This window comes from Paenibacillus popilliae ATCC 14706 (genome assembly GCF_000315235.1).
Lineage (GTDB): Bacteria > Bacillota > Bacilli > Paenibacillales > Paenibacillaceae > Paenibacillus_B > Paenibacillus_B popilliae.
On the sequence record NZ_BALG01000037.1, the window covers coordinates 1 to 23,912 of the forward strand.

General features: G+C 48.3%; 19 protein-coding genes and 3 pseudogenes. 9 read left to right on the forward strand and 13 right to left on the reverse strand.

Annotated features, from left to right (window positions below):
- Positions 1-186, reverse strand: a 186-nt coding sequence (locus PPOP_RS03985; RefSeq protein ID WP_006284790.1) for a hypothetical protein, incomplete at its 3' end; no start/stop codon positions are given.
- 288 nt (positions 187-474) lie between these two features.
- On the opposite strand from PPOP_RS03985, the gene PPOP_RS03990 reads away from it, so the two are divergent.
- Positions 475-678 carry a hypothetical protein gene (locus PPOP_RS03990; protein WP_148277822.1) on the forward strand — a complete coding sequence of 68 codons (204 nt, stop codon included), beginning with the start codon at positions 475-477 and terminating at the stop codon, positions 676-678.
- Here the strand turns inward: PPOP_RS03990 and PPOP_RS03995 are convergent.
- The 4 genes and pseudogenes from PPOP_RS03995 to PPOP_RS19985 all read right to left on the reverse strand — a co-directional run.
- A complete protein-coding gene (locus tag PPOP_RS03995; RefSeq protein ID WP_006284792.1) occupies positions 675-2,066 on the reverse strand; it encodes a branched-chain amino acid transporter BcaP in 1,392 nt (463 codons plus the stop codon). The genes PPOP_RS03990 and PPOP_RS03995 overlap by 4 nt on opposite strands.
- A 109-nt stretch (positions 2,067-2,175) precedes the next feature.
- Positions 2,176-2,521, reverse strand: a pseudogene (locus PPOP_RS19980) (transposase); the annotation flags it as partial.
- Between the two features lie 71 nt (positions 2,522-2,592).
- Positions 2,593-2,763 (reverse strand): hypothetical protein, encoded by a 171-nt coding sequence (locus tag PPOP_RS22520; RefSeq protein ID WP_006284795.1) that lies wholly within the window; start codon positions 2,761-2,763, stop codon positions 2,593-2,595.
- Positions 2,764-3,043: 280 nt separating this feature from the next.
- Positions 3,044-3,378, reverse strand: a pseudogene (locus tag PPOP_RS19985) (transposase); the annotation flags it as partial.
- Between the two features lie 487 nt (positions 3,379-3,865).
- Here PPOP_RS19985 and PPOP_RS04005 point away from each other — a divergent pair.
- Entirely contained in the window at positions 3,866-4,057 is a 192-nt protein-coding gene (locus PPOP_RS04005) for a hypothetical protein (protein ID WP_006284797.1), read from the forward strand.
- Here PPOP_RS04005 and PPOP_RS23815 read toward each other — a convergent pair.
- From PPOP_RS23815 to rlmD, 3 genes are all read right to left on the reverse strand, one after another.
- Complete coding sequence (locus PPOP_RS23815; RefSeq protein WP_052516575.1) at positions 4,054-4,920, reverse strand: hypothetical protein; 867 nt, start codon at positions 4,918-4,920, stop codon at positions 4,054-4,056. The genes PPOP_RS04005 and PPOP_RS23815 overlap by 4 nt on opposite strands.
- Positions 4,921-5,286: 366 nt before the next feature.
- On the reverse strand, positions 5,287-5,445 hold the full coding sequence (locus PPOP_RS23820; RefSeq protein WP_234399666.1) for a helix-turn-helix domain-containing protein: 159 nt from the start codon (positions 5,443-5,445) through the stop codon (positions 5,287-5,289).
- 180 nt (positions 5,446-5,625) lie between these two features.
- Positions 5,626-7,143, reverse strand: a complete 1,518-nt coding sequence (rlmD, locus tag PPOP_RS04020) for a 23S rRNA (uracil(1939)-C(5))-methyltransferase RlmD (protein ID WP_093470969.1) — start codon at positions 7,141-7,143, stop codon at positions 5,626-5,628.
- Between the two features lie 176 nt (positions 7,144-7,319).
- Between rlmD and recQ the strand changes: the two genes are divergently transcribed.
- Positions 7,320-9,149, forward strand: a complete 1,830-nt coding sequence (recQ, locus tag PPOP_RS04025; RefSeq protein ID WP_042227375.1) for a DNA helicase RecQ — start codon at positions 7,320-7,322, stop codon at positions 9,147-9,149.
- 166 nt (positions 9,150-9,315) lie between these two features.
- On the opposite strand, the gene PPOP_RS04030 is transcribed toward recQ, so the two are convergent.
- Both PPOP_RS04030 and PPOP_RS25735 read right to left on the reverse strand, forming a co-directional pair.
- Positions 9,316-11,676, reverse strand: a complete 2,361-nt coding sequence (locus PPOP_RS04030) for a S9 family peptidase (protein WP_006284802.1) — start codon at positions 11,674-11,676, stop codon at positions 9,316-9,318.
- 236 nt (positions 11,677-11,912) lie between these two features.
- Positions 11,913-12,032 (reverse strand): zinc ribbon domain-containing protein, encoded by a 120-nt coding sequence (locus tag PPOP_RS25735; protein ID WP_234399668.1) that lies wholly within the window; start codon positions 12,030-12,032, stop codon positions 11,913-11,915.
- Between the two features lie 133 nt (positions 12,033-12,165).
- Here PPOP_RS25735 and PPOP_RS04040 point away from each other — a divergent pair, with 133 nt between their 5' ends.
- Positions 12,166-12,930 carry a TrmB family transcriptional regulator gene (locus tag PPOP_RS04040; protein WP_006284803.1) on the forward strand — a complete coding sequence of 255 codons (765 nt, stop codon included), beginning with the start codon at positions 12,166-12,168 and terminating at the stop codon, positions 12,928-12,930.
- A gap of 115 nt (positions 12,931-13,045) precedes the next feature.
- Here the strand turns inward: PPOP_RS04040 and PPOP_RS04045 are convergent, their stop codons facing one another.
- Positions 13,046-14,233 (reverse strand): MFS transporter, encoded by a 1,188-nt coding sequence (locus tag PPOP_RS04045; RefSeq protein ID WP_006284804.1) that lies wholly within the window; start codon positions 14,231-14,233, stop codon positions 13,046-13,048.
- A 349-nt stretch (positions 14,234-14,582) separates the two neighbouring features.
- Here PPOP_RS04045 and treB point away from each other — a divergent pair, with 349 nt between their 5' ends.
- From treB to treR, 3 genes are all read left to right on the forward strand, one after another.
- On the forward strand, positions 14,583-15,998 hold the full coding sequence (gene treB, locus PPOP_RS04050; protein ID WP_006284805.1) for a PTS trehalose transporter subunit IIBC: 1,416 nt from the start codon (positions 14,583-14,585) through the stop codon (positions 15,996-15,998).
- A gap of 64 nt (positions 15,999-16,062) precedes the next feature.
- On the forward strand, positions 16,063-17,751 hold the full coding sequence (gene treC, locus PPOP_RS04055; protein ID WP_006284806.1) for an alpha,alpha-phosphotrehalase: 1,689 nt from the start codon (positions 16,063-16,065) through the stop codon (positions 17,749-17,751).
- Positions 17,752-17,878: 127 nt separating this feature from the next.
- Positions 17,879-18,616, forward strand: coding sequence for a trehalose operon repressor (gene treR, locus PPOP_RS04060; RefSeq protein ID WP_042227377.1), 738 nt, complete (start codon positions 17,879-17,881; stop codon positions 18,614-18,616).
- A 66-nt stretch (positions 18,617-18,682) separates the two neighbouring features.
- Here treR and PPOP_RS04065 read toward each other — a convergent pair whose 3' ends face one another.
- On the reverse strand, positions 18,683-19,369 hold the full coding sequence (locus PPOP_RS04065) for a L,D-transpeptidase family protein (protein ID WP_006284808.1): 687 nt from the start codon (positions 19,367-19,369) through the stop codon (positions 18,683-18,685).
- A 370-nt stretch (positions 19,370-19,739) separates the two neighbouring features.
- Between PPOP_RS04065 and PPOP_RS04070 the strand changes: the two genes are divergently transcribed.
- Positions 19,740-19,970: a hypothetical protein gene (locus PPOP_RS04070; protein ID WP_006284809.1), complete on the forward strand. Its 231-nt coding sequence runs from the start codon at positions 19,740-19,742 to the stop codon at positions 19,968-19,970.
- A 128-nt stretch (positions 19,971-20,098) separates the two neighbouring features.
- Positions 20,099-20,493 (forward strand): annotated as a pseudogene (locus tag PPOP_RS04075) (ATP-binding protein); the annotation flags it as partial.
- 200 nt (positions 20,494-20,693) lie between these two features.
- On the opposite strand, the gene PPOP_RS04080 reads toward PPOP_RS04075, so the two are convergent.
- Complete coding sequence (locus tag PPOP_RS04080) at positions 20,694-21,674, reverse strand: EndoS/ChiA family endoglycosidase (RefSeq protein WP_042227379.1); 981 nt, start codon at positions 21,672-21,674, stop codon at positions 20,694-20,696.
- Between the last annotated feature and the right edge of the window lie 2,238 nt (positions 21,675-23,912).

Here is a 23,912-nt window from a genome sequence, read left to right on the forward strand (position 1 = left end):
TTCTTGCTTTAATGCTTGCAATTGTTCTTCCCCTTTGGTCAATAGGGAACCGAACTCTGCTGTAGGGGTTTGTCCTTCTGCATACAAAGGAGAAGGACAATAAATTTCTGTAGCTATTAAATTGAAGCTTGTTAACACAATAAGACTGGTTTTACTAAATTTTTTTAAAGACACCTTCCTATTCATAAATAATCACTCCCCCAAAATATACTTATAATGTAAATATTAATGATAACAATTGATTTTACAACTCCTAAATTAATTCTTTCTTGTTGAAAAATACTTTTTAATAACATTTACTTACTTCGACAAGGATCCAAAGCTTTGATTCCTAATCTGAATCTTTCAGCTTAGTACCTCCCATATTTTAAGGTTGAACGTGTATTCATATGTAATGGGCGAAATGGAAGTGGAACGTAAACCCGATGTCCCTTGATGTGTCAGTTGGCGGAAATGCATTCGATATATCGGAGTATGAGTCATCCCTCAGCCATTCAGAACGCGCCCATGCTTACGACAACGTGGAGCTTTACGACGAAAGTGGAAGCGGCAACGAACCATTCGAAGACGAAGCAGAAGCGTCCGTCGAAACAGGGGAGCTATGAGTATGGCAAGAGGCGGCTAATGAAGCCGCCTCTTGCCTGTCAATCCGGACGAATCGTCTTGAGTCCGAATTAGCAACGTTCATTCAACTTGCTATGCTTGCGGGAATAAATAAAGTAGATAACCGTACCAATAGCAATCCAAATCACAAAGGAAATCCAAGTGATTAACGGTAAACTCGATGCAAGGTAAAGACACAGCAAGGCGCTAATGGCCGGCAGTACGGGGACGAACGGGACTCGGAAGGAAGCCTTTATGTCAGGGAACTTCTTCCGCAAGACGATGACTGCAATCGATATTAGGGTAAACGCAGCCAATGTACCCATATTTACTAAGTGCGCCAGGGTGGTTAGATCAATAAAACCTGCAATGCCCGCGGCGACAAACCCGGTTAACCATGTGTTTGCAAATGGAGTCCGGGTCTTTGCGTGCACCTTTGAGAATTGTTGCGGCAATAATCCATCGCGACTCATGGCGTAGGTTAAACGAACTTGCGCATAGATTAATGCAAGAATTACGGTTGTAATGCCAAATACCGCCCCGATCGAAATGATACCCGCTATTGCGTTTTGCCCGACAGATTCTAATGCTAAAGCGACGGGCGCGCCAACGTTTAATTTGGTGTACGAGATCATTCCTGTTAATACACCAGAGACGGTTATATACAAAATAGTACAAATGAGCAAGGAGCCGATAATCCCAATCGGCATTGTTCTTTTCGGATTCTTCACTTCTTCCGATGCCGTAGCGATAACATCGAACCCGATATAGGCAAAGAACACCGTAGCTGCGCCGGTTACAATCCCCTGAACTCCAAACGGCGCAAAAGGCACCCAGTTATCAGGTTTTACATACCAAACCCCTACGATAATAAATAGCAGGATTACAGCTAATTTGACGAACACCATAATATTGTTGAATTTGATGCTTTCCTTTACACCCTTGCTGACGAGTGCCGTAATTGCCAAGATGATCAGAACGGCCGGCAAATCGATAACTCCTCCTTCTCCAACACTAGGGGCGGAGGTGAGAATCGTGGGAAGGTGGATATTAAAACCCGCTAGCAAAGATTGAAAGTATGCAGACCACCCCGTGGAAACGGCAGAAATAGCCATCACATATTCAAGCATAAGATCCCATCCGATAAGGAAAGCGAACAATTCACCTAACGTGGTATATGTGTACGTATACACACTCCCTGAGACAGGTACGGCAGAAGAAAACTCGGCATAACAGAATGCAGCGAGTGCGCAGGCAATACCTGCGATAACAAATGACAACATGATCGCGGGTCCCGCAGATTCTGCCGCAACGACACCTGTCACGACAAAAATCCCGGTCCCGATCACGCAGCCTACGCCAAGAAAGATTAAATCCATCAATGACATCGTTCGTTCTAATTCTTTTTTCTCACTATGAGCGAGCATGAGGTTCAGTGTTTTTTTGCGAAAAAGCTGATTCAATTAAGATTCCTCCCATGCAAAGGGTACCCAGAAGATACGTAAAATTATACATCGTATTCCAAATGAGTGCAAAATTTATTATTCTGCATACCACTCAATGCTACCGAAGGAAAATACTCTTTCCTTTGGTGACTTTGCGAAGCTGGCGAGGATAGCTCTCGGTGATATTGGTCGTATAGGTGAGTTTGTGGATCTCCGGCGGATACTCCGTTCCCCAGCTCTTCGAAGCGATCCAGTTCGGCAAGCGCGGCTTCTTCTGTTGCAGCTTTGTAGATCGGCTCCGGATCAGCGGTGACCTTATGCATGTCTTGGTAGGACATGTAACGCGTAGAATGTCGAATTTGATAAATGATGCATTTCTGAATTTCGGTCTGTGGATAGCAAGCCGATGGCTTGAGAGAAGCCGGTAGGTTGTCCACACAGGTCATGAGAATGTCTTGAATGCCGCTGTGTTCTCCCAGCCTTTCTATTATCTCCATTGTAATAGGTTTTGGAGTTTACACAAACTATTTTACAGACTCTACTACTACTCTTTATTTAATTTTTCCTGTAATTTAATAAAATCAGTTTCTAGTTGACTAATTCTTTTTTCATTTTTTTTAAAATAATTATAACAACGTACTATAAAATAAATTAAGATTATAAAAAAAGAAATTGAAATTATCTCAGCAATAAACGCTTCAATAATAAAACTCATCTATATTTCCCTCATTTCTATATATAATTTAAATACATTAATTGTCGGAGATAGTGTTTCTTACCACTCATTAATTATCTCATACATACGCCATGAAAGAAAGGGTTTCCAGAACTGAAAAATATTCAAGTGTTGTTTGAACGCTGCCCCGGATTGCACGGTGTAATCTTCTTTGAGGCTTTTCGGTGTTGCGTCTAAAACGTTACGGAAAAAGTGTGTCTGGCATCGCTGCCATATATAATGACCGTATCACAGGGGGCTGTCAAGAGTTTTGAATAAACATCGGCGAGAGGTAGAGCATCTTGAGCAATACCTCATCGGAAGGAAAGATGCTTTTGCCCTTCGTGACTTTACGAAGCTGGCGATGGTAGCTATCGATCATATTGGTCGTATAGATATAGATAAGCTTGCGAATCTCCGGCGGATAGGTGAAGAAGATTTCCAGATCCCCCCCCCAGTTATTGCGCCAGGAACGCACGATGAGCGGATGCATTTCTGAATTTCGGTCTGTGGATAGCAAGCGGTGATGGCCTGCGAGAAACCGGTTAGATTGTCCACGCAGGTAATGAGAATGTCCAGAACGACGCGGTTTTTCAGCTCATCCCAAAAGTGAATGGCATCCAGAAAGACCACGGCATATTTAAGCAGCATCTTGAGTTGGAGCTGTACGATTACGTAAATAGGTACAACAAACATCGTATACATGGAACTTTAGGCTATATGATCTTAATCTCAATTCGATCAATTGGATAGGACGTGCCTTCTACATTTTGTGGTAGATCTCCTGCCTTCAGATGCCCTGCTTCCACCTATCCTTGACCGGGTACCCAGAACGGATGCTCCCCGGTGGATTTTCTTGGGGGATGTTGGATAAACACTGATATACCATATATTAGCAAAATAAATTGTAGGGGGTGTATTTTTACGCCATTTTACAGAACCCTTCTACTTCAGTGCAAAGAACCACATCCTGCTACTTCGTACAAGGTGTCACTTTCATACAAAAATATCCCTTTTTTTCTTGTAAACATATGGTATATTTAGGTGCATACAGCTTTGATAATACATCTAAAGAAAAAAATAATATTTGGAGGAATAAGCCATGAAAAAATTGTTACTAGTGACAGCACTTGCAGCGTCCACCATCCTAAGCGCAACTTCTGCGTTTGCTCAAGAAGTACCTGCAACAACAAAAGCTTCTGGAAAATCAGTTCAAACGAATGGGGAAGGAGGACGAGTAGCTTTCCCTAACAAAGAAGAATTGAAAGAAATACACTATCAAATTTTAAATTAATATTTTGAAGCGCATAGCAACAAAACAATAAATACTTGCAAAAAAATTCGTAATGCAATATGTACTTTGGTTGCTCCACAAAAAATATGGATGCTGAATTCCCTTATATTCTTTCTAACAAATTCCAAAGTATTAATAACGACTAGTGATGCAGCAAAAATAATGACAATATGGAAATAAATAAAGTCATAATAATGTAATTTAGATTTTTCTGTAATATTCCGTAATTCTCTGATATCATTTTTATTCTTGACTATAATAGTTGAACCTTCAAAATAAGAGTTTCTGGTAATTTGCTCATCTTTGTGCACAACACTAATATAGGCCGAATCTTTATCCATACTATATATAGAAGATTTTTCATTTGAGAAGCTGAAGCGACTAGCCTCTACTGGTATGTTCTTATAAAAGGTAAAATGATCCGTTTGCCTCTGTAACCACGATAATAAATCTTGGTTTGTAAAATATACTTTCGTATCCTGTTGGTTGATCTGAATTCGATACGTGTTTTTATGAATATTATTTGTTCTCTGTTCTTCCACAGATAAGATCATAGAGATTCCACCTGCAATAATCGTACATACGATGATCGTGAAAAAAAGAGGCAGCCATGATTTTTTTATGATAGTAGGTATCCTATTCACTTCCTTCACCTTTTCCTTTATGATAAATAATGCAGTCATTATGTAAAAAAAAGGATATTTTGGTGGAAATTTAAATGCCGCCAAAAATAGGATGAACACCAATACTACACTAATATCTCCACTTATAAGTAGTATAAGCGGTTTGAAATGGGTTATTGATTTTTGATAACTTAGGTGTCCAGCCCCCTCTTTTTGCATAATTGTCGGCAAATCTATCATAGTTCCTTCCCTCTCTTAACCTTGCTACGGAAAGTGGTTCAAAAGCTTTGCTCTGCAAGGAGAGTTTCATATATTCCATCGCACTTTTCATGTAGCAGTCGAGGGCTGTCTCCCTACTTTCCTCAACCAGTAGGTCAATCTTCAACTTGTAATAAAGGGCTAGTTTAGATCGTTTGTCGGGAGTCGTTCGATGATTTTGAAGGAATGCCTCCATCTCAGGTTCAAATTTTAGGAGGCATAATTCCATGAGCGCGCAAGTAATCTATGATGGGGTTGTATAATGATAATTGAGTGAAGGGGTTATTTACGGTGTCTGCTGTTCGATACACTTTCTCAATGGCATCCAAGCGGTCTTCATTTGGTGATTCATTTATGTACAATTTCGATGTCATAATGGGGAATGTCTAATACAGCTGCGATGGACAAGATGGATTGAAAATCAGGGCGTAAGATTTCGCTGTTTTCAATTCTTGACAGGCTGCCTTTATCAAGGCCGACCGCTTCTTGCCGTTTCGACAGACTCATTGCCTTCTTCTGCCGATAGTACTGAATTAGCTCCCCCAAGTTCCTCGGCTTCGCAGTAACGGTACTCAAACCTTCACCACTCTTCGGCAAAACATATAAGATGATTGTTTATAGATTATAGATTACCATGAAATCATATTTTTGCAAACGATGTCCAAAAAAACAAATTTCGTTACCTGTTCATCTCGACTCCCTCCCTCTGGAGGGGATGTTGCGTACGAACAGTGAACAGCACTCCACATGCGCCGTCTGCGGGAACATGTCCACCGGCTGGACGGAGGCCAGTTCGTAGCCGCCGGCCAGCAGCACTTTGCAATCCTTCGCCAAGGTGGACGGATTGCAGGAGACATAGACGAGCCGCTTCGGCTTGGCGGCGAGGACGGCGCGCAGCAGACGCTCGTCGCATCCGGTGCGCGGCGGGTCGACGACGATGACGTCGGGGCGGTAGCCGTCCTTTACCCAGCGGGGAAGCAGTGCTTCGGCTTCCCCGGCATAGAAGGCGGCGTTCGTGCGGCCGCTGCGCTCGGCGTTCTGGCGGGCGTTGTCGACGGCCTCCGGGATGATCTCGATCCCGCGCACTTCGGCCGCGTACGGCGCGAGCCACAGGCCGATCGTGCCCGTTCCGCAGTAGGCATCAACGACCCGTTCCCGCCCGCTCAAGGCGGCGGCTACGCGCACCGCCTCATATAGCTTCAGCGTCTGCTGTGGGTTAAGCTGGAAGAAGGCGCGCGGCGACAGCGAGAACTTCACGTCGCCGAGCGAGTCCTCCATCGTCGGTTTGCCCCAGAGGATGCGCGTCTTGTCTCCGAACACGAGCGACGTCTTGCGTGTGTTGATATTGTGCGCGATCGTCGTCAGAGCGGGCACCGCCCGCAGCAGTTCGCTGACGAGCTGGTCGCTCTTCGGCAGCGTCTCTGTGCCGGAGACGAGCGTCAATTGAAGGTCGTCGGACTGGAAGCCTGTCCGCACGATGAGCGTGCGGATGACACCGCTGCGGCGCTTCGCATCATACGGCGCAATATGCAGCCGCTCCAGAATCACCTTGACCTCTTCGAGTGTCTGATTTATGCGGTCGTGCTGGATCGTACAGCCCGTAATGTCGACGAGCTGGTGGGACTGCGCCTCGTACAGGCCGGCCACGATGCTGCCGTCTTGTCTGGCGCCGAGCTGCAGTTGGGCTTTGTTCCGGTAGTGCCACGGATCGTCTATGCCCAGCATCGGCTTGAGCGGCAGCGCCTGCCCTTCGACGCCGGCATAGCGGCGGAACGCTTCCCGCACCAGATCCTCCTTCGCCCGGAGCTGGCCCTCGTAAGCGAGATGCTGCAGTTGGCAGCCGCCGCAGCGCTCGTACACCGGACAAGGCGGCTGGCGCCGGTCCGGCGACTCCTTCTCATACGCCATCACGGAGGCGACGATATGCTTGTCGTGCACGGCGGTCACCTTCGCCCGCACGACCTCGCCCGGCAGAGTACCGTCGAGGAAGACGGCTTTTTTGCGATAATAGCCGACGCCTTCTCCATTAATGCCGATCCGCTTGATCGTGACAACGATGCGGTCGCCAAGCTTCACCTGCTCTGCAGAGGCATCGGTCACCCGCGGCCGCGCTCCGGCCCCCTTTTTCCAAGCTGCCCGCTCCTTAGGATTGCTTCCTCTATGACTTCTATGACTCCGGTCTGTACCGATTCTTCGTTCATTCATTTCTGGTCGCTCCTGCCTTCAGATTCAACTGCTCTCACTATAGCAAAAAGAACAGATGGGCGCCAACCGCCGGCAACGAGTCTCGGGCCAAGAGAATCCCAACGGGTACTCCCAACCGGCTTCCCGTTGGGTTATACTAGAACAATAGCAGGGAGAGCGAGAAGGAGTTCGAGGATATGATATCAATGGACCAAGCACGGAGCACATTGGAGCGGGTTTTCGGCTACGATGATTTCCGCGAGGGACAGAAGCGAATCATTGAATTTATATTGGAAGGAAAAAATACGGTAGGTATTATGCCGACCGGTGGCGGGAAGTCGATCTGCTACCAGATTCCGGCGCTGATGCTGCAGGGCGTGACGCTGGTCGTCTCGCCGCTCATCTCGCTGATGAAGGATCAGGTCGATGCGCTGCACAGCTTGGGCGTGGAGGCCGCGTTCATCAACAGCACCCAGGAGATGGGGGAGGCGGGACGGATTGTACGCCGGGCGGAGGAGGGGCAACTGAAGCTGCTCTATGTCGCGCCGGAGCGGCTGGAGAGCGAATGGTTCCGGGAGCGGGCGAAGTCGCTGCCGATCGCGTTGCTTGCGGTGGACGAGGCCCATTGCGTGTCGCAATGGGGGCATGATTTCCGCCCGAGCTACCGTGCGATCGCGCCTTTTCTGAAGGAGTTGGAGGAAGCGGGACGTCCGCGCCCGCTTATGGCGGCCTTTACGGCCACTGCAACGCCGGAGGTGACGGAGGACTTAATCCGGCTGCTCGAGCTGGGGGAGCCGGAGCGGGTTATTACCGGCTTCAAGCGGGACAACCTGGCGTTCGTCGTTCTGCGCGGCGAGGAGCGCCGGGCGTTTACGCAGCAATATGTGCGGGAGCGGACACATCAGGCGGGTATCATCTACGCCTCGACGCGTAAGGAAGTGGAGGATCTGTGCGAGATGCTGCGGAAGGCGGGACTTGCCGCTGGCCGGTACCATGCCGGCATGTCGGACGAGGAGCGCGCGCATATGCAAGAGGCGTTCCTGTATGACGACCTGCGCGTCATCGTAGCGACGAACGCCTTCGGCATGGGCATCGACAAATCGAACGTGCGCTATGTGCTGCACTACAATATGCCGAAGCATATGGAGGCGTATGTACAGGAGGCCGGACGCGCGGGCCGGGACGGCGAGCCGAGCGAATGCGTACTGCTGTTCCATCCGCAGGATATTTTGACGCAGAAATTTTTTATTGAACAGAGCGAAGCCGCGCCGGAGCGGAAGATGCACGAATATAAGAAGCTGCAGGCGATGATCGATTACTGCTACACGACCGGCTGCCTACAGACGTACATGCTGCGCTACTTCGGTGAAATGTCGGACGAGGCCTGCGGCATATGCGGGAACTGCAAGGATGAGCGCGAATCGATCGACATTACGACGGAAGCGCAGAAAATTTTCTCCTGCATCTTCCGGATGCGGGAACGGTTCGGTGTCTCGATGGTGGCCTCTGTCCTGAAGGGATCCCGGAACAAGAAGGTGATCCAATACGGCTTCGAGAAGCTGCCGACACATGGGGAGATGCGGCATTTGACCGAGAAGGCGATTGCCGACCTGATTTATGTGCTTATTGCGGAAGGCTATTTGCAGTTGAGCGAAGGACAGTATCCGGTCGTCCGTCTGCTGTCGCCCGCAGCCGAGGTGCTGAAGGGGCAGCGCCAGGTGACGCAGCGGGTCGCGACCTCGCTGAAGCCGAAGGCCGCCGGCGCGTTCGACGAGACGATCTTCGAGCAGCTGCGTCTGATCCGCCGCGATCTGGCGAGCAAGGCGGGTGTGCCGCCTTATATCGTGTTCAACGACAGCACGCTGCGGGAAATGGCGGAGCGGAGGCCGACGACGGAAGCGGAGATGATGCTTGTCAAAGGCGTCGGCGAAGCGAAGCTAAAGCAATTCGGCGAACCGTTCATGGCCTTCTTCCGTCAGCGGGAGGAAGAGTCGGCTCGGCTTGACGCACAGGAGGAATGGGTATGATGGATGCTGACCACCATCGTAATGGCATCGGTACGAGTAGTACGAATGCGGCAGAAGGAGCGCAGCCGCAAGTTGCCTAGGCGACCATCGAAGAACGCCGGAGGAATTGCGTCCCCGGCGTTTTTTTGCTGCCGCGAACCGGCCTGAGGCTTGGGGATTTGCCAGTTCACAGCAGCGGGGCGGCTTTTACACTCGCGTCCTTATTTCTCAAGTGATCGTCGAAGAATTCGATCATCGCGTTATAGAACTCGATCCGGTTCTCCTCGTTGTTGAATCCGTGACCTTCGTTGTCCTTCAGCATGTACTGGACATCGACGCCCCGCTTCTTCAGCGCTTCGACGATCTGATCCGATTCCGCTTGATTGACGCGCGGGTCGTTGGCGCCCTGAGCGACGAAGAGCGGCGTCTTAATGCGGTCGACATGGAAGATCGGTGAGACGGCCCTTAGCAGCTCCTTGTCTTGCTCCGGATGGCCGATCAGTTCATAGAGAATATTGCGGAACGCCAGCCAGTAAGGAGGTACTGTCTTCAGCAACGTAAAAATATTCGAGACCCCGGCATAGTCGACGGCGGCGGCATACAGATCCGGGGTGAAGGCAATGCCGGCCAAGGCTGCGTATCCACCGAAAGAAAAGCCGTAGATGCCGATGCGACCCGGATCGGCGATGCCTTGCTTTATCGCCCACTGCACGCCGTCGGTAATGTCATTTTGAATGTCCCGCCCCCACTGCTTGTTGCCAGCGATCTGGAATCGCTTGCCATAGCCCGTAGACGCACGGAAATTCACCTGCAGTACCGCATAGCCACGGTTCGCCAGCAACTGCACCTCCGAATTGAAGCCCCACATGTCCCGTGACCATGGCCCGCCATGCGGATGGACGATGAGCGGCAAGTTCTCCGGCTTCTTGTACTTCGGCAGCGTCAAATATCCGTGAATTATCAGGCCATCCCGGCTCTGATACGAGATCGGATGCATATCGGCCATCAGCTCTGGCTTCAGCCACGGGCTCGGATTGGCCAGCTCCGTCAGTTGCTCCGTTGTGACATCGTAATAGTAATGCCGGCCGGAGGTCTTGTCATTCGACACGTTGACGATGAACTTGTTCATATCCTGGTTGTAACCGCTAATTCCGATTTCACTTTCATTCACATTTAGCTTTGCCATCAGCTTGCGGTACAGCCCTTCGAATTCGCTATCGAAAAATTTCAAATGCTTCTTGTCTGTCACATATGCCGCGTACAGCAGACGGCCTCGCCTCGAATCATAGAGCGCATTGGCAATATCGACTTCGGGATGCTCGAAGAGCACCTGCTCGTTCGCCTGCAGGTCGAAGCGGACAAGCGCCGCCTTATCGCGTCCTTGACTGGAGACGGCGAGGACGGATTGATTATCCTGCGTAAAGCCAAGCAGATGCACTGCGCCTTCATTCAGCTTCAGGAAGGGACGGAATTCCTCCTTGTCCGAAGCGCGATATACGATTTCGTACACGTACCCGTTCAAGACGATGGCCATGCGAATATTGCCGTTGCGATCCGCGAGCCATTTCTGGACGTTGCCCGGGTTTTTGGCCACGAGTTGGAGCGCGCCTGTCTTGATGTTCAGCCGGTAGACATCGAAGACGGCTTTGTTCTCTTTGTTCAAGATGACGAGAATCTCGTCCTTGATTCCCACCAGCAGGCTGACCAGACCGGCCCGCACTCCGGTATATGGCGTCAGGTCCTTTTCCTGCGCTCCATTGAAGCTGGACGAGTAGATATGGAAGCTTTCATCCCCGCCGTTATCTTTGGCATACAGGATCGTATCTTCCTTCCAGAAAAATGCTGCGATATCCCGATCCTTGGAGCTGGTTACCCGCTCTGGTTCGCCGCTGCCTCCCATGTTCTTCACGAATACGTTGGCCCGGTTCTCCCACGGCGCCATATACGTCAAATAAGTGCCGTCCGAAGAGAGCTTGTAGTCGAGACTATCCGGACTGCGCATAAAGTCTTCGACCGGAATCGGGGCGATCCCCTTATCGTCGATTGAGTCCAGGTGCATCTGCTTGACATTATCCAGGGCGACGGCCGCTTCTCTTATGGTGAGCGCCTCGTCGGCGCGAAGACTGCCATCGCGATAGCCGTGCAGCAGACCGAGCGACTTTGCCTGCTCCGCATAGCCAATCAGGCTGCTTTCCTCGCTGTCTTGCCCGGAGGCGCGCACGATAATACGGGCGGCCTCGCCGCGCATAATCGCGTCACCCGGGTTTGCGAGCTCGCCTTCCTGGATCCAGCCTTCCTCTTGCGCGACCTTCTTCGGATCGACACCATGCTTATACGTGAGCATCGTCACCGCAAAGCGGATGAAGTCATTAACCGTCACTTTGGCGGTCAGATCGGCCTTGGCGTCGATGGCTCCTGCCCTGACAAGCGACTTCACGCCATGGGCATACCAAGGCGCAGCGGAGCCTGTCTCTGCCCCCATGACGGTCAGCGGCATGGAGCATGCCATAACAGCGGCCAGTACTGCCGCTACAATGTTTTGCTTCAACTCGAATCTTCCCCCTTCATGGCTTCTTCCGCATATATCCATCGCATCGGCCTAGGCGCTGCCACATTGGGCCGCTCCTCTTCACAATACGGGAGATCAGGAGAAAAAATGTGGAAAATCTTTCTACCCCCATGAAACAGCAGCAGCACCGAGCCGTCTGGTCCGGTGCCCCGCTTCATTAATCATCGCTCTGATCTCGACGATATTGACCGGCTGAACTCCGGAATCGCTGCCCCTTATTGAGCGGCCCATCGCTTTAGCGTCGGAAGATAGCTCCTCAGCATCGATCGCGCTGCTTGCTCTTCCATCCCGTTCTTGACGACGAAGGGGACGCACACCTCAATCATCTCTTCCATCGTCATGTCCGGCTGCTTGAAGGCTCCGCCTTTCTTTGAACTCTTTTCACTATTTTCGATGATCGAACATGGTAAAATAAGTGGAGGTATGGATACGGCAGCAAGATGAGAACGAAGGGAAGAAGGAGGAGCCATGCTTCAGAAATTCGGTTTTTCTCAATATGAAAGCAAGGTATATGAGGTGCTCGTCTCCAGCGGCGAACCGATGGATGCGACAACGGTCGTGAAATATTCGGGCGTCCCCAAAGCGAAAATCTATGAGGTACTGGCACGGCTCATCGACAAGGGCGTCGCGTCCGACACGATCTCCGGCAAGAAGAAGCTGTATGCGGCGCTGCCATTAGAGGTCGTCATCGATAAGCTGGCCCAGGAATTCGAGAACAGCATTGCCCGGCTCAGACGAAGCAACGAACGCAGGGCATACGTCGACGATCAGGTATGGACCATCAAATCGGATACGAGCATTCAAGCCTACGGCAAGCACCTGATCGAGGGAGCAGAGCAATCGATTCTGATCTCGATGTGGAAGGACGACTTCACGGCCTATGTGCCGCTCTTGGAACGGAAGGAGCAAGAGGGGCTTCGCGTCGAGGCGATGGTAACCGGGTATCCTATGCCGCAGGCTCGGCTGTCGAAGCTGCATACCCTTACGCCGACAGACGAGCATCAGCGGCTGGAGCGCTTCGCGATCATCGTCGTTGATGGCGAGAGGCTGATGTTCGGCGGACTCAATCACGGGAACTGGCAGGCGATGCAGACGGGCGCACAGCCGTTCGTCACCTTCTTCACGGAATTTTTCTATCATGATGTCGCGCTGGCGGCGATCTCGCAAAAATATTATGACGAGCTGATGCAGGACGAGGAGATGAAGGCCCTGCTGATGCAGCTTCGTTATTAGTGTCGAAAACACGCTTGCCTGGCTCTGCCGCTGCGGAGTGTTTTATATGTTAAGTTCCTTACGGGCATTACGCACAATACCGCCCCAAGGCTCCACACCCTGGGGCGGCTTCTTATTACGATTCAGCCACTGGCGCGGAAGCGCCGGCGCTTGCTTGGTGAGCGGTCGCCGCCTTGCCGCGGAACGGGCGGGTCAAGGAATAGACCGCCACAGCCAGTGCCACCAGGACAATGGAGCAGCCGATCCAGGCGTTGTAGGTGACGGAGCTCTTCTCGATCACAATCCCGCCGACGACCGAGCCGGTCGCGATGCCCATATGCAGCACGGAGGAGCTGAGGCTCAACTGGATATCTGCGGTATCGGGCGCGCACTGCATCAGATAGCTCTGCTGTCCCGGAGTCAGCGCCCAACTCAGCGCGCTCCATAGCATGACCACCGCCATGAACAGATAGAACGGCAGATGGGCCGCGAAGGGCAGGATGAACATGATGCAGGCGAAGCTGGCTACGACGGTCAGGATGGAGCGCTTCGTTCCCCATTTGTCTGCAATCCAGCCCCCGAGTCCCCCGCCGGCGACGGCGGCGATGCCGAACAGGAAGTAGGCGACGCTCGTCATCTCCGGGCTTAATTGATAGGTCGCCTGAAGGTATGGCGTCAAATACGCATATAAGGTCAAGTGTCCGGTCAGCATGAAATAGGCCAGCAGATGCCCGCTTACGAGCTTGGCGTTCTTCAACGAGGCGAACTGGGCTCGAAGCGGCGCGGTCGGCGACGGTGCAATGGGCTGTAGCGAGTAGAAAATCGCAATCATGGCGGCGACCGTGAGCAGGGCGATGAACAGGAACGGCGCTCTCCAGCCGTAAGCATGGCCGATCACCATGCCGATCGGAACGCCCAGCACGAGCGAGCCGCTGACGCCCATGTAGATGATCCCGATCGCCCGGCCTTTATATTCGGGCTGCACCAGCTTCGACGCGATCGTGACCGACAGGACGATAATGAGTGAACCGCTGGCGGCTGACAGTGCCCGCGCTGCCATTAACGCCCCGTAATCGGAGCTGAAGGAGACGATCAGATTAGACAGAAGAAAGACGAGCAAAAAGAATAAGTACAGCTTCTTCCGTTCGAACCGCGCGGTCACGTTCATTAATATCGGTGCGGATACGGCGAAAGCGACGGAGAAGATCGTGATCAATTGGCCTGCCGCACTGACCGTAATGCCGAGATCGGACGCGATCTGATCAAGCAGTCCTCCGATAATCAGCTCCACCGTGCCGACGACGAAGGCGGCGACCGCCAACATGTATACCCGGAAATTCAAAGAAAACAACTCCAATCTGTATCACAAAAAAGTTACTACCATTATAGTAACCATAGAAAAAAAACACAACATTTACTTTTCCACATGCGACAAGCCCAATTTCGATGCTTGACCATGTTGTATATACATGTTATCATTTCTATGTAACTTGTATATACAAGAAGGGGTGGGAGAAATCATGTAAGCGTTATTAGGAGGGGGAGAGGCGAGGAAAGTGAAATTAAGCTATGAAATATTTCACAACACGAACAAGGAACGCGACACACAATGAATGCACGATTGTCACTTTGATATACATAGAAGTGAACATTGGCATCTTGGAGGGCTAATGATGGCGGTTAAGAGAGAGTCAGTGGTACAGATTATTCAAGCCGTTGGCGGCACGGAAAATATTGAGCAGGTTATGCATTGTATTACGAGATTGCGGTTTTCCTTGCGAGACGAGAGCAAAGTCAATAAAGCAGACCTTGAAAAGATTGATTTGGTGAAAGCGATTTTTTCCACAAATGGACAGTTCCAGGTTGTCATTGGTCAAGGGATCGTAGATAAAGTCTATCAGAAATTGGTTCAAATCGCGGGGATCGCAGAGACTTCTTCCCCGACAACGCAAGCAGTACAAGGTAAAGCAACGAAAAAGTTAAACCCTCTGCAAAAATTCGTGAAGGTGTTGGGAGATATTTTTATCCCGCTTCTGCCAGCCATTGTCACATCCGGCTTGTTGCTTGGATTGAATAATTTGCTCGTTGGACAGGGCATCTTCTACGATAAGAAATCATTCATTGAAGTTCACCAGGCATGGCAAGGATTTGCGGGCATTGTCAATTTGATTGCAAGCACTGCTTTTACATTTTTACCGGGCTTGATAGCATGGTCTGCGGTGAAGCGATTCGGCGGGAGCCCGCTCCTTGGCATTGTGCTAGGGTTGATGCTTATCCACCCGATTCTCACCCCTGCAAGCGACGCGTTAAGCAGCGGAGACGTTCCTCACTGGGATCTGTTTGGATTAACCATCAATAAGATCGGCTATCAGGGACAAGTCATTCCTGTCTTGCTCTCATCCTTTTTGCTTGCCCGGATTGAACTCTTCTTAAGAAAATACATTCCTGACTCGATTCAATTGCTGCTGGTGGCGCCCATCGCACTGCTGGTCACTGGATTTATTACATTTGCGGTTATCGGGCCGGTTACGTTTCACATCGGCAACGCCATTAGCGATGGCGTAGTCGCGATGTTCCATCACTTTGGCTGGCTGGCAGGGTTTATCTATGCCGGAATCTACCCATTGCTTGTCATAACCGGGATGCACCATACGTTCCTGGCGCTTGATTTGCAGTTGATTTCGAGTCTTGATGCAACCTATCTGTGGCCGGTGGTGGTCATGTCCAATATCGCGCAAGGAGCGGCGGCGCTTGCGATGATGTTCGCCACCAAAGACGACAAATTACAAGGAACGGCGCTTACCTCGGGGATTTCCGCTTTCCTGGGCGTGACGGAACCTGCGATGTTCGGCGTGAATATTCCCTTCAAGTTTCCATTTATTAGCGCCATGATCGGCGCGGCTTGTGCGGGAATGCTGGTCGCCTGGAAGCATGTAACGGCCTCTGCGATTGGAATTGGCGGAATTCCAGCATTTTTGTCTATATTTACTGATTTTTGGGGCATTTATTTTATGGCTATGGGCATCGCCGTTGCCGTACCGTTTGTGCTGACCCTTGTGCTTGCCAAAGTAAAAGGAACCGCAAAGTAAGAGGCAGGCAAGGAATGGACGGGGGTGCGGGCATTTAAGCGGATTATAGAAGAGGGGTGTAACGATGCAAGAACCTTGGTGGAAAAGAGCGGCCGTATATCAAATCTATCCGAAAAGTTTTCTAGATACGACAGGCAACGGGATTGGCGATATTAACGGGATTATAGCCAAATTGGATTATCTTCGCGAACTTGGCGTGGATGTGATCTGGTTAACCCCGATGTATGCGTCGCCAGAAAAAGATAATGGCTATGATATTAGCGATTATTATGCGATTAACCCGCAGTATGGAACGATGGAGGACTTCGACAAGCTCGTAGACGAAGCTCACCGCAGAGGGATAAAGGTGATCATGGACATTGTGGTGAACCACACTTCAACGGAGCATTCGTGGTTCCGGCAGTCGCGCGCTTCCCTCGATAACCCTTATCGGGATTACTATATATGGAAGGAGCCGCAAGACGGCAAGGAACCGAACAATTGGTTATCGAAGTTCGGCGGGAGCGCCTGGGCATACGATGAGACGACGAAGCAGTATTATTTGCATCTCTTTGATGTTACGCAGGCGGATCTCAATTGGGAGAACACCGCAGTGCGCCAGGAAGTATATCGGATGATGAAATTTTGGCTTGACAAAGGTGTCGACGGCTTCCGCTTGGATGTCATAAATTTGATTTCAAAAGATCAAAATTTCCCGAACGACAACGGTGAGCATGCACAGGCGGATGGCCGCCCATTTTATACGGACGGACCTCGCATTCATGAGTATTTGCATGAATTGAACCGGGAAGTACTCGCCCGTCACGACACGATAACGGTCGGGGAGATGTCTTCCACTTCGATCGAGGAATGCATCAAGTATACGAATCCCGAGCGGCAGGAATTAAATATGACCTTTAACTTCCACCATCTCAAGGTCGATTACCCGAATGGCGAAAAATGGGCGCAAGCTGATTTCGATTTTATCCAATTGAAGCAAATCCTGTCGGAGTGGCAAACGCGAATGCATGCGGGCGGAGGCTGGAACGCACTATTCTGGTGCAATCATGATCAGCCGCGCATCGTGTCAAGATTCGGCGACAGCGGCAAGTATCGCGTAGAAGCCGCGAAAATGCTGGGAACAACGATTCACATGATGCAAGGGACGCCTTTTATCTACCAGGGCGAAGAAATCGGAATGACGAATCCGGAATTCAATCATCTTGCGGATTACCGTGATGTCGAATCGCTAAATATGTACAACATCTTGCGGGAACAGGGCAAAAACCAGGATACGATCATGGATATATTAAGGCGGAAATCCCGCGATAATGCGAGAACGCCGATGCAATGGAATCACAGCGCCCACGGTGGATTCACGAAGGGCACGCCTTGGATTCAAGCAGCTCCGAATTATCCGGACATCAACGTAGACGCTGCGTTGCAAGATCGGGATTCGATTTTTTATTATTATCAAAAACTAATCCAATTGCGCAAACAATATGACATTATCAACTACGGAGATTATCGGCTGCTTCTGCCGGACCATGAACGGATATTTGCCTATGCACGCCGATGGCACAATGAGAAGCTTCTTGTCGTTAACAACTTTTATCGCGAGCCGGTTTCTCTATCAGCCGACGAGATTGATATTTCACCTGAGCACGGGGAAGGCAGCATTTTACTATCCAATTATGCCGATTCACCGCAAGCTTCATGGGCTCTTCAATTACGGCCTTACGAATCCATCGTTTATTATTGGAGGGAAAAGTAAGACCAACCCGAAGCTAGATTTGCTTATATAGGACGCAAACCGATAGCTCAAGCACGTAATCTATTGACGAATGGGATAAATAGGGTATAATGATGCATATGCTATTTGGGAAATGGTGGTAAATGGAATGAAGGGTAATAAATTTTCCGGGATTTATTATGATCTCGTCCAAAAAATTCAATCAGGTGAAATGAAATCCAACCATTTGCTGCCTTCGGAGCATGAATTAGCCAAGATATATGATGCTTCCCGTGAGACGATTCGCAAGGCTCTGAACCAATTGTCGCAAAACGGCTATATCCACAAGGTAAGAGGAAAAGGCTCTGTCGTCCTGGATATCGAGAAATTCAATTTTCCTATTTCGGGGTTGGTCAGCTTCAAGGAGATCGCCACCCTGTCAAGGAAGGAATGGCGTACGATTGTACATGAGCTGGTCCTGGTCAAGCCGGATAGCTTTATTCAGAAGCAGCTTAAAATCGATAATAAAACGGATGTATGGAAAATTGTCAGAACGAGAGAAGTTGCCGGCGAGCGAATTATTTTAGATATCGATTACGTCAATAAAGAGTTTCTCCCCACGATATCGAAAGATATCGTGGAGCACTCGCTTTACGAGTATTTCGAGTTGCAGTTGGGCTTGATTATCAGCTTCGCCAAAAAAGAAATCATGGTTGAGCAGGCGACCGAGGCAGATCGGGAATACATGGATTTAGGTGAACACACGTATGTCGTTGTCATCAGGAACCATGTTTATTTGAATGATGCCGCCTTGTTGCAATATACCGAGTCAAGGCATCGGCCCGATAAATTCAGATTTATTGATTTTGCCAGACGTGAAAAGATTGGTTTGCCGTTCATGGCCTAAGCAGAGAAGAGGGAATGACTGCGGCAGCGCTGATGCGCTTGCTCCGGCCGAATCCTTCTTCTCTTTTTACTCGTACAGCCCTAATTCCTCATATACTCGAATGGTTACGACACCGTCCAGGGGCAACTGCCTGTCGCGCTGGAACCGCTTGAGCGCATAGGTCGTATCCGCGCGGAACTTCCCGTTGCAGACGCCCTTGAAGTAGCCCGCGCTTTTCAACCGGGACTGGATCAACTGCACCTCTCCGCCTACGTCGCCTTCGGCAACGATTCTCGGATCATGCTTCAGCCCGCCCAACACATGCCCGTGAATCGTCACCTTCGTGCCGACCGGTACGAGCTCGAACAGCTCGATGACATCCCGATTGCGCATCCGGACGCAGCCATGGCTTAGATGCTGCCCGATGGAATAAGGCTTGTTCGTCCCGTGAATGCCGTAATAACCCCACGGGACATTTAATCCGAGCCAGCGGGGACCAAAGGAAGGGCCCCAATCCTTTCCTTTATATATGATCTTGTATTCTCCGATAGGGGTGGGAGTTGCGGGATTGCCGACGGCGACGGTATACGTCTTGAATCTTTCACCCTGTGCCCGTACGATCAGCTTATGACGTTCCGGATAAATGTCTATCGAATACAAGCCTTGGTTGGCGACAATCGGAAGCGGATCCTCCGGCAGAGAGGAATCCGCATAAGCAAAAATATGATGTATCCCCAGATCCAGACTTAGCAGGACGATCACCGTGGCAATCATAAGTACCGGGTATCGATAGCTTGGTATAAAATACTTCATTTCTGCCTCCACCGCATCAACTCATCCAAGTCGTTGGACGTAGTGTATCCAAATGTTTCACTTTCATTCAGCCGGCAACCATTCACTGTGCAAGAGGTCTGTTGACCTTTCTGGTTGAGTGAATAGTTTGCAGGAAAATGGGTCTTCTAGCGGGCCTCTGACGGGTTTTCTGGTAGTGTGGATGTGAAAAAGATAATGTTAAACATGGCGAGTGTCCAAAGGGTTGTTGGAATATCTTTTCCATGGTAAAATAAGTTATACTTACAAGCAGGGAGGTGAGTAAGATGAAATTAAAAAAATTTTTGGTGCGAGTGTATTAATTGTTTCGATTATGATTCCACAGTCAGCATTTGCTACTCCTAAGAACATCGAAAAAATTGAAAATGGCATTCTTGTATGGGATGATGATCATCTTGTTGAAATAAAAAAAGGAACCAAAAAGTATGATGAAATAATGAAAAATGTTGAAGATGCTATAGAAGAATTCATTCCAACCCTGTCAGAAATCAAAAAAATAGATGATCTTCTCGAAAATATAGAAAAGTTACTTGATGACATGTAATTAAAATAAAAAGTGATGACCTTTTTTTACCTATGGCCATCACTTTTTATTTTACCCGCGTGCCCAGCTAAGCACGCAGCATCTAACCGGTGAGAGTCCGGTCACGGAGGGGCCAAGCTCCCGTTTAGCAGCATACCGTGTATTTTGTTACGGCGCATGACCTGGTGCAGACGCCGCAGTCGGCCCATCTAACAAATACGATCAAACCCAAGATCAAGATGTTCATCAAGCCGGACCTGCTTATTATCGACGAAATCGGGAGATGGACGAGACGGCTGCACACTTCTTCTTCCAGATTGGTTCGGAGCGCTATGAGCGCAGCTCCATTATGCTCACGTTCAACAAGACATTTGGTGCTTGGAGCGATATCTTTGGTGACACGGTGCTGGCGACGGCCATTCTCGACCGCCTCCTTCACCACTCCAGCACCGTCAACATCAAGGGAGAGAGCTATCGCATCAAGGAAAAGAAAAAAGCTGGGTTTTTCCGCTCTGAACCGACAGGAGAAGCTGAAGCCGACTGATGATTTCGGGGAATTTTCATCCGATATTGACTGTCGTTTCTAATGTTTTCGGACATTCGAATTTGAGAGGAATTATTTACATTAAGTACAATACATTCGAGCAGAGGTTTCAGACAAAACTATTACTTCAGTTCTAATACGGTCTACTTGACAGGAGCAAGATCACACCCCCGTCAAGTAGACCGCTTTTTGGGAAATATTTAGTTATTTTTCAAGACATCAATTAATCTTTTTGTCCAACTAAAGTCTGTTTTAGTTATTGTATCATCTCTGTATTGCTTTCCATCTCTATCGATGGCATACACAAACATTCCTCCCTTAGGACCAGCTTGCGGTTGCCACACAGCATAATTGTATGCTCTACTTGTTTCAAATGGTTCCTGAGTATCACCCCAGTTTGTTGGATCTTGTTCTTCAGGAAAAGATATCCCCGGAAGAAATTGATTAGGGGAGATCGTATCTTTATAAGTTGCCCATGTTTGATCTAGTCTACTAGGGTTTCTTCCATAGGCTTGTAGAAATAAATAATCACAAAATGGTGCTACTTCTTTGAATAGAGCATGATTGTCTTTGTTTGTATCATAGATAAGCAGCTTGCCACTATTCGATATTGGTCCTAACTGTTTAGATAGAGCTTCAAAAACACCAACAGCTTTTGTGTGTTGTTCTTGAGTTAAGTTTGCCTCCATGTCAATATCTAATCCATCTAAATTGTAGGGAGTTACGTATTGATCTAGTAAGGATTGCGCATAATCATCATATTCTTTGGATGTGGGCATCTTCCCATTACTAGGAATGTTATATAGCTCACGTATATCTATAGTTCGTATCACTTTGGTTTGACGTTCGTGTAAAGCAGGCACATAAGTATCTCGAAGCGTGTCCCAAAAAAGTTGTTGATCTGTACCTGGTTCTACATAGTGGAAGACGGATACGACATCGACTCCTTCAGGAATGTCTGTCATAGCTGTCACATTAGGGTATGGTAGACTTGAATTTGCATCATGAGGCATGGTTACGTCACGCCATGTTCTATAGTATGCCATCATTACAGGAGCTTTTTGAGTTTCCGTTAACTCCTTTACGGAAGAAGATAAAGGACTAGCTGTAACAATTGAGCCACTTAGTAAAGACAAAATTAAAATTGTCGACAAGATTAATAATATTGACTTTTTCTTCATAAAAGATAACTCCTTCCTTAAATATTAATAGTTGGGATAATAAAGTAAATAGAATTGTTCCGTGCTTGACAAATCGCACAAACGCCTGTCCCAGGAATAGAAAACGCTTACAATTTTTTGGGGTCTATCTTTAAACCGACTACAATTTCCTCTTTCCAGTTACGCATCGTGTTGAGTGCCTTGTGAACGACGGCATCGTGCTCCATTCGTTCTCCTTGCTCAAACCATGCTCTCATCTGGATTTAGACTTTAGGATAAGCCTTGGCTTGTGGCGCCAGCTTGCGCTATACTTCATCCTAAATTAGGAACCATTTAAAACCTCCTCGAATAATTATTCATGTATTGCTTTTTGAATCACTCTCGATTGGCTTGGCGTAAATTCCTGCGCCCTTATGAGTCAAGTACGTCAATGGAACGCCACTTTTTCTCGTTATATTAAGGGCTTATTCAGTATAACGGCCAGAAAAACAAGAAATTAATAGGTATAATTGACTAATAATCATTTGCGAAAAATTAATAAGATGATCCTGAAGTTTAACGTCAAGATCAGACCCTGCACTTGTTCATCAACTTTAGACAAGGAACGACAGACATTCTCCTGTCCCTTGTGCGAAGTAGCTTGGCTTGCAACCCTAAAAAAGGATTGGCGGCGTTACTTATGCCCAGTCCGGGCGGTAGCGAGGCTGCTGGGGCAAAGGTAACGTGGGGATCAAAGGAACGAAGGGTTGAAATAAGTAAAGCTTAATTTGTAATAAGGTTGTGCCGATTATCGGCATATGAAAAAAAGAGCCGTGGATCGCTCCTGCGGCTCTTACCTTGAAAAAGAGAAATTATTAGTGCGTCCACCTGAATGTCTGCTTCACCCTGCTTGCTTACGGCACTTTAATGAAAAAACCGCATCATCATTCCATTAGATCACGAGAAGGAGGACATAACTTATTCTTCAGAAAATCGTGTCTTGACAATGGGGAGCATTACATGGAGAGGGTAAGTAGTTTCTAGAGTGAAAGTATGCTTTCTTTTTATAGGAAATTGATAAAAAAGGATAAGTTTAAAATATATACTAAAAATCATATAGACATATATTGTTACTAAATGATATACTTTTTTTAGTCCAAAAAAAGGAATGCCCCTCCGCACCCTCTATAAATCGTAATTTATTGTAAAAAAGGAGCCATCCTGTAGTGAATGAATACGAGGTTTGAACAAAAAGAGCGTCTCCTGTATGCTGGGTCAAGAAGGCGAACCTATATTCATGCCCTAATGAAAAGGAGGACGCTCAATATGAAACAATCTGAGAAGCAGAACAACGAATTCAACAAATTACCGAATTAACCCTCGTAGCAGCCGACATCGCTAAGAAAACTCATATATCTCAAACCGTCCATTACCGCGGAATCGAACTCGGTAAAGACCGTGTACTCGGTAATCATCATCTAGGTCTACCGAAACTTGTAACGTGGATGAAGGAGCTTCAGCGACAATGCCTACAAGACAGAGAGCGTCTTGAGGATCGTGCCCACCAGGCACTACTGGCTCCCGCTGGCCGAATTTCTTCATCGAGAGGGCGTTAAAGTCGTCGTTGTGAATCCGCATCACGTCAACAAGAGCAAGGAGCTTGAGGACAACTCACCGACCCGTATTTATGCGGAGCTCCATATCTCGAATATGCGGTTGGTTAAAATCTGAGAATGAGTGAGAGAGCGCGAGAAAACATTTAATTATTGTGGGAGTCATTCATCAAATATATTTATATGATCTTATTAAATCACACCATCTAATTGCTGTTTTCTTGTCTACTGCCTGTTCTTCATGTGAGCAAGCAATGGAGGCTATGAAGTCTTTTATTAATAAAAACCCCAAAATAACCATTGCAGCATTTATCTTCACAGAACCTACTATATTTGGCATGTTGAAAAGGTACTTTGATAATTTACTTCTCTTGTTCTATATGGAGAAAGAAATGATGAACGAACAACTTAATGTTAGGATATAACAGCACAATTTTTTTTGGTTATTGCAGGTCAATTCATGACAAACAAAAAGACACTCCTTAGGTCGAGGTTAGCACAATATGAGAACTATCATATCGATAAATTAATTGCGAATAAGCTTATATCTTTACCATTAATTTTTTTTGAAACAACTGAAAATCATAATTTATTGCAACGTATAAACAGTAGTATACTTTCGGTTATCCATGTGATGGTAAGTGTTCTTATTGCAGTAATCAAAAAT

Excerpts from the sequence above, each read along its gene's own strand:
- PPOP_RS04045 (WP_006284804.1), bottom strand. The coding sequence starts at position 14,233 with ATGTTGGCGGTCGCCGCCTTCGTCGTCGGCACGGTGGAGCTGATTATC.
- PPOP_RS23820 (WP_234399666.1), bottom strand. The coding sequence starts at position 5,445 with ATGAGTCTGTCGAAACGGCAAGAAGCGGTCGGCCTTGATAAAGGCAGC.
- treC (WP_006284806.1), top strand. The coding sequence starts at position 16,063 with ATGCAAGAACCTTGGTGGAAAAGAGCGGCCGTATATCAAATCTATCCG.
- PPOP_RS23815 (WP_052516575.1), bottom strand. The coding sequence starts at position 4,920 with ATGATAGATTTGCCGACAATTATGCAAAAAGAGGGGGCTGGACACCTA.
- treB (WP_006284805.1), top strand. The coding sequence starts at position 14,583 with ATGGCGGTTAAGAGAGAGTCAGTGGTACAGATTATTCAAGCCGTTGGC.
- PPOP_RS25735 (WP_234399668.1), bottom strand. The coding sequence starts at position 12,032 with ATGGAAGAGATGATTGAGGTGTGCGTCCCCTTCGTCGTCAAGAACGGG.
- PPOP_RS04005 (WP_006284797.1), top strand. The coding sequence starts at position 3,866 with ATGAAAAAATTGTTACTAGTGACAGCACTTGCAGCGTCCACCATCCTA.
- PPOP_RS04065 (WP_006284808.1), bottom strand. The coding sequence starts at position 19,369 with ATGATTGCCACGGTGATCGTCCTGCTAAGTCTGGATCTGGGGATACAT.
- PPOP_RS03990 (WP_148277822.1), top strand. The coding sequence starts at position 475 with ATGAGTCATCCCTCAGCCATTCAGAACGCGCCCATGCTTACGACAACG.
- PPOP_RS04070 (WP_006284809.1), top strand. The coding sequence starts at position 19,740 with ATGATTCCACAGTCAGCATTTGCTACTCCTAAGAACATCGAAAAAATT.
- PPOP_RS22520 (WP_006284795.1), bottom strand. The coding sequence starts at position 2,763 with ATGAGTTTTATTATTGAAGCGTTTATTGCTGAGATAATTTCAATTTCT.
- PPOP_RS04040 (WP_006284803.1), top strand. The coding sequence starts at position 12,166 with ATGCTTCAGAAATTCGGTTTTTCTCAATATGAAAGCAAGGTATATGAG.
- treR (WP_042227377.1), top strand. The coding sequence starts at position 17,879 with ATGAAGGGTAATAAATTTTCCGGGATTTATTATGATCTCGTCCAAAAA.
- recQ (WP_042227375.1), top strand. The coding sequence starts at position 7,320 with ATGATATCAATGGACCAAGCACGGAGCACATTGGAGCGGGTTTTCGGC.
- PPOP_RS04080 (WP_042227379.1), bottom strand. The coding sequence starts at position 21,674 with ATGAAGAAAAAGTCAATATTATTAATCTTGTCGACAATTTTAATTTTG.
- rlmD (WP_093470969.1), bottom strand. The coding sequence starts at position 7,143 with ATGAATGAACGAAGAATCGGTACAGACCGGAGTCATAGAAGTCATAGA.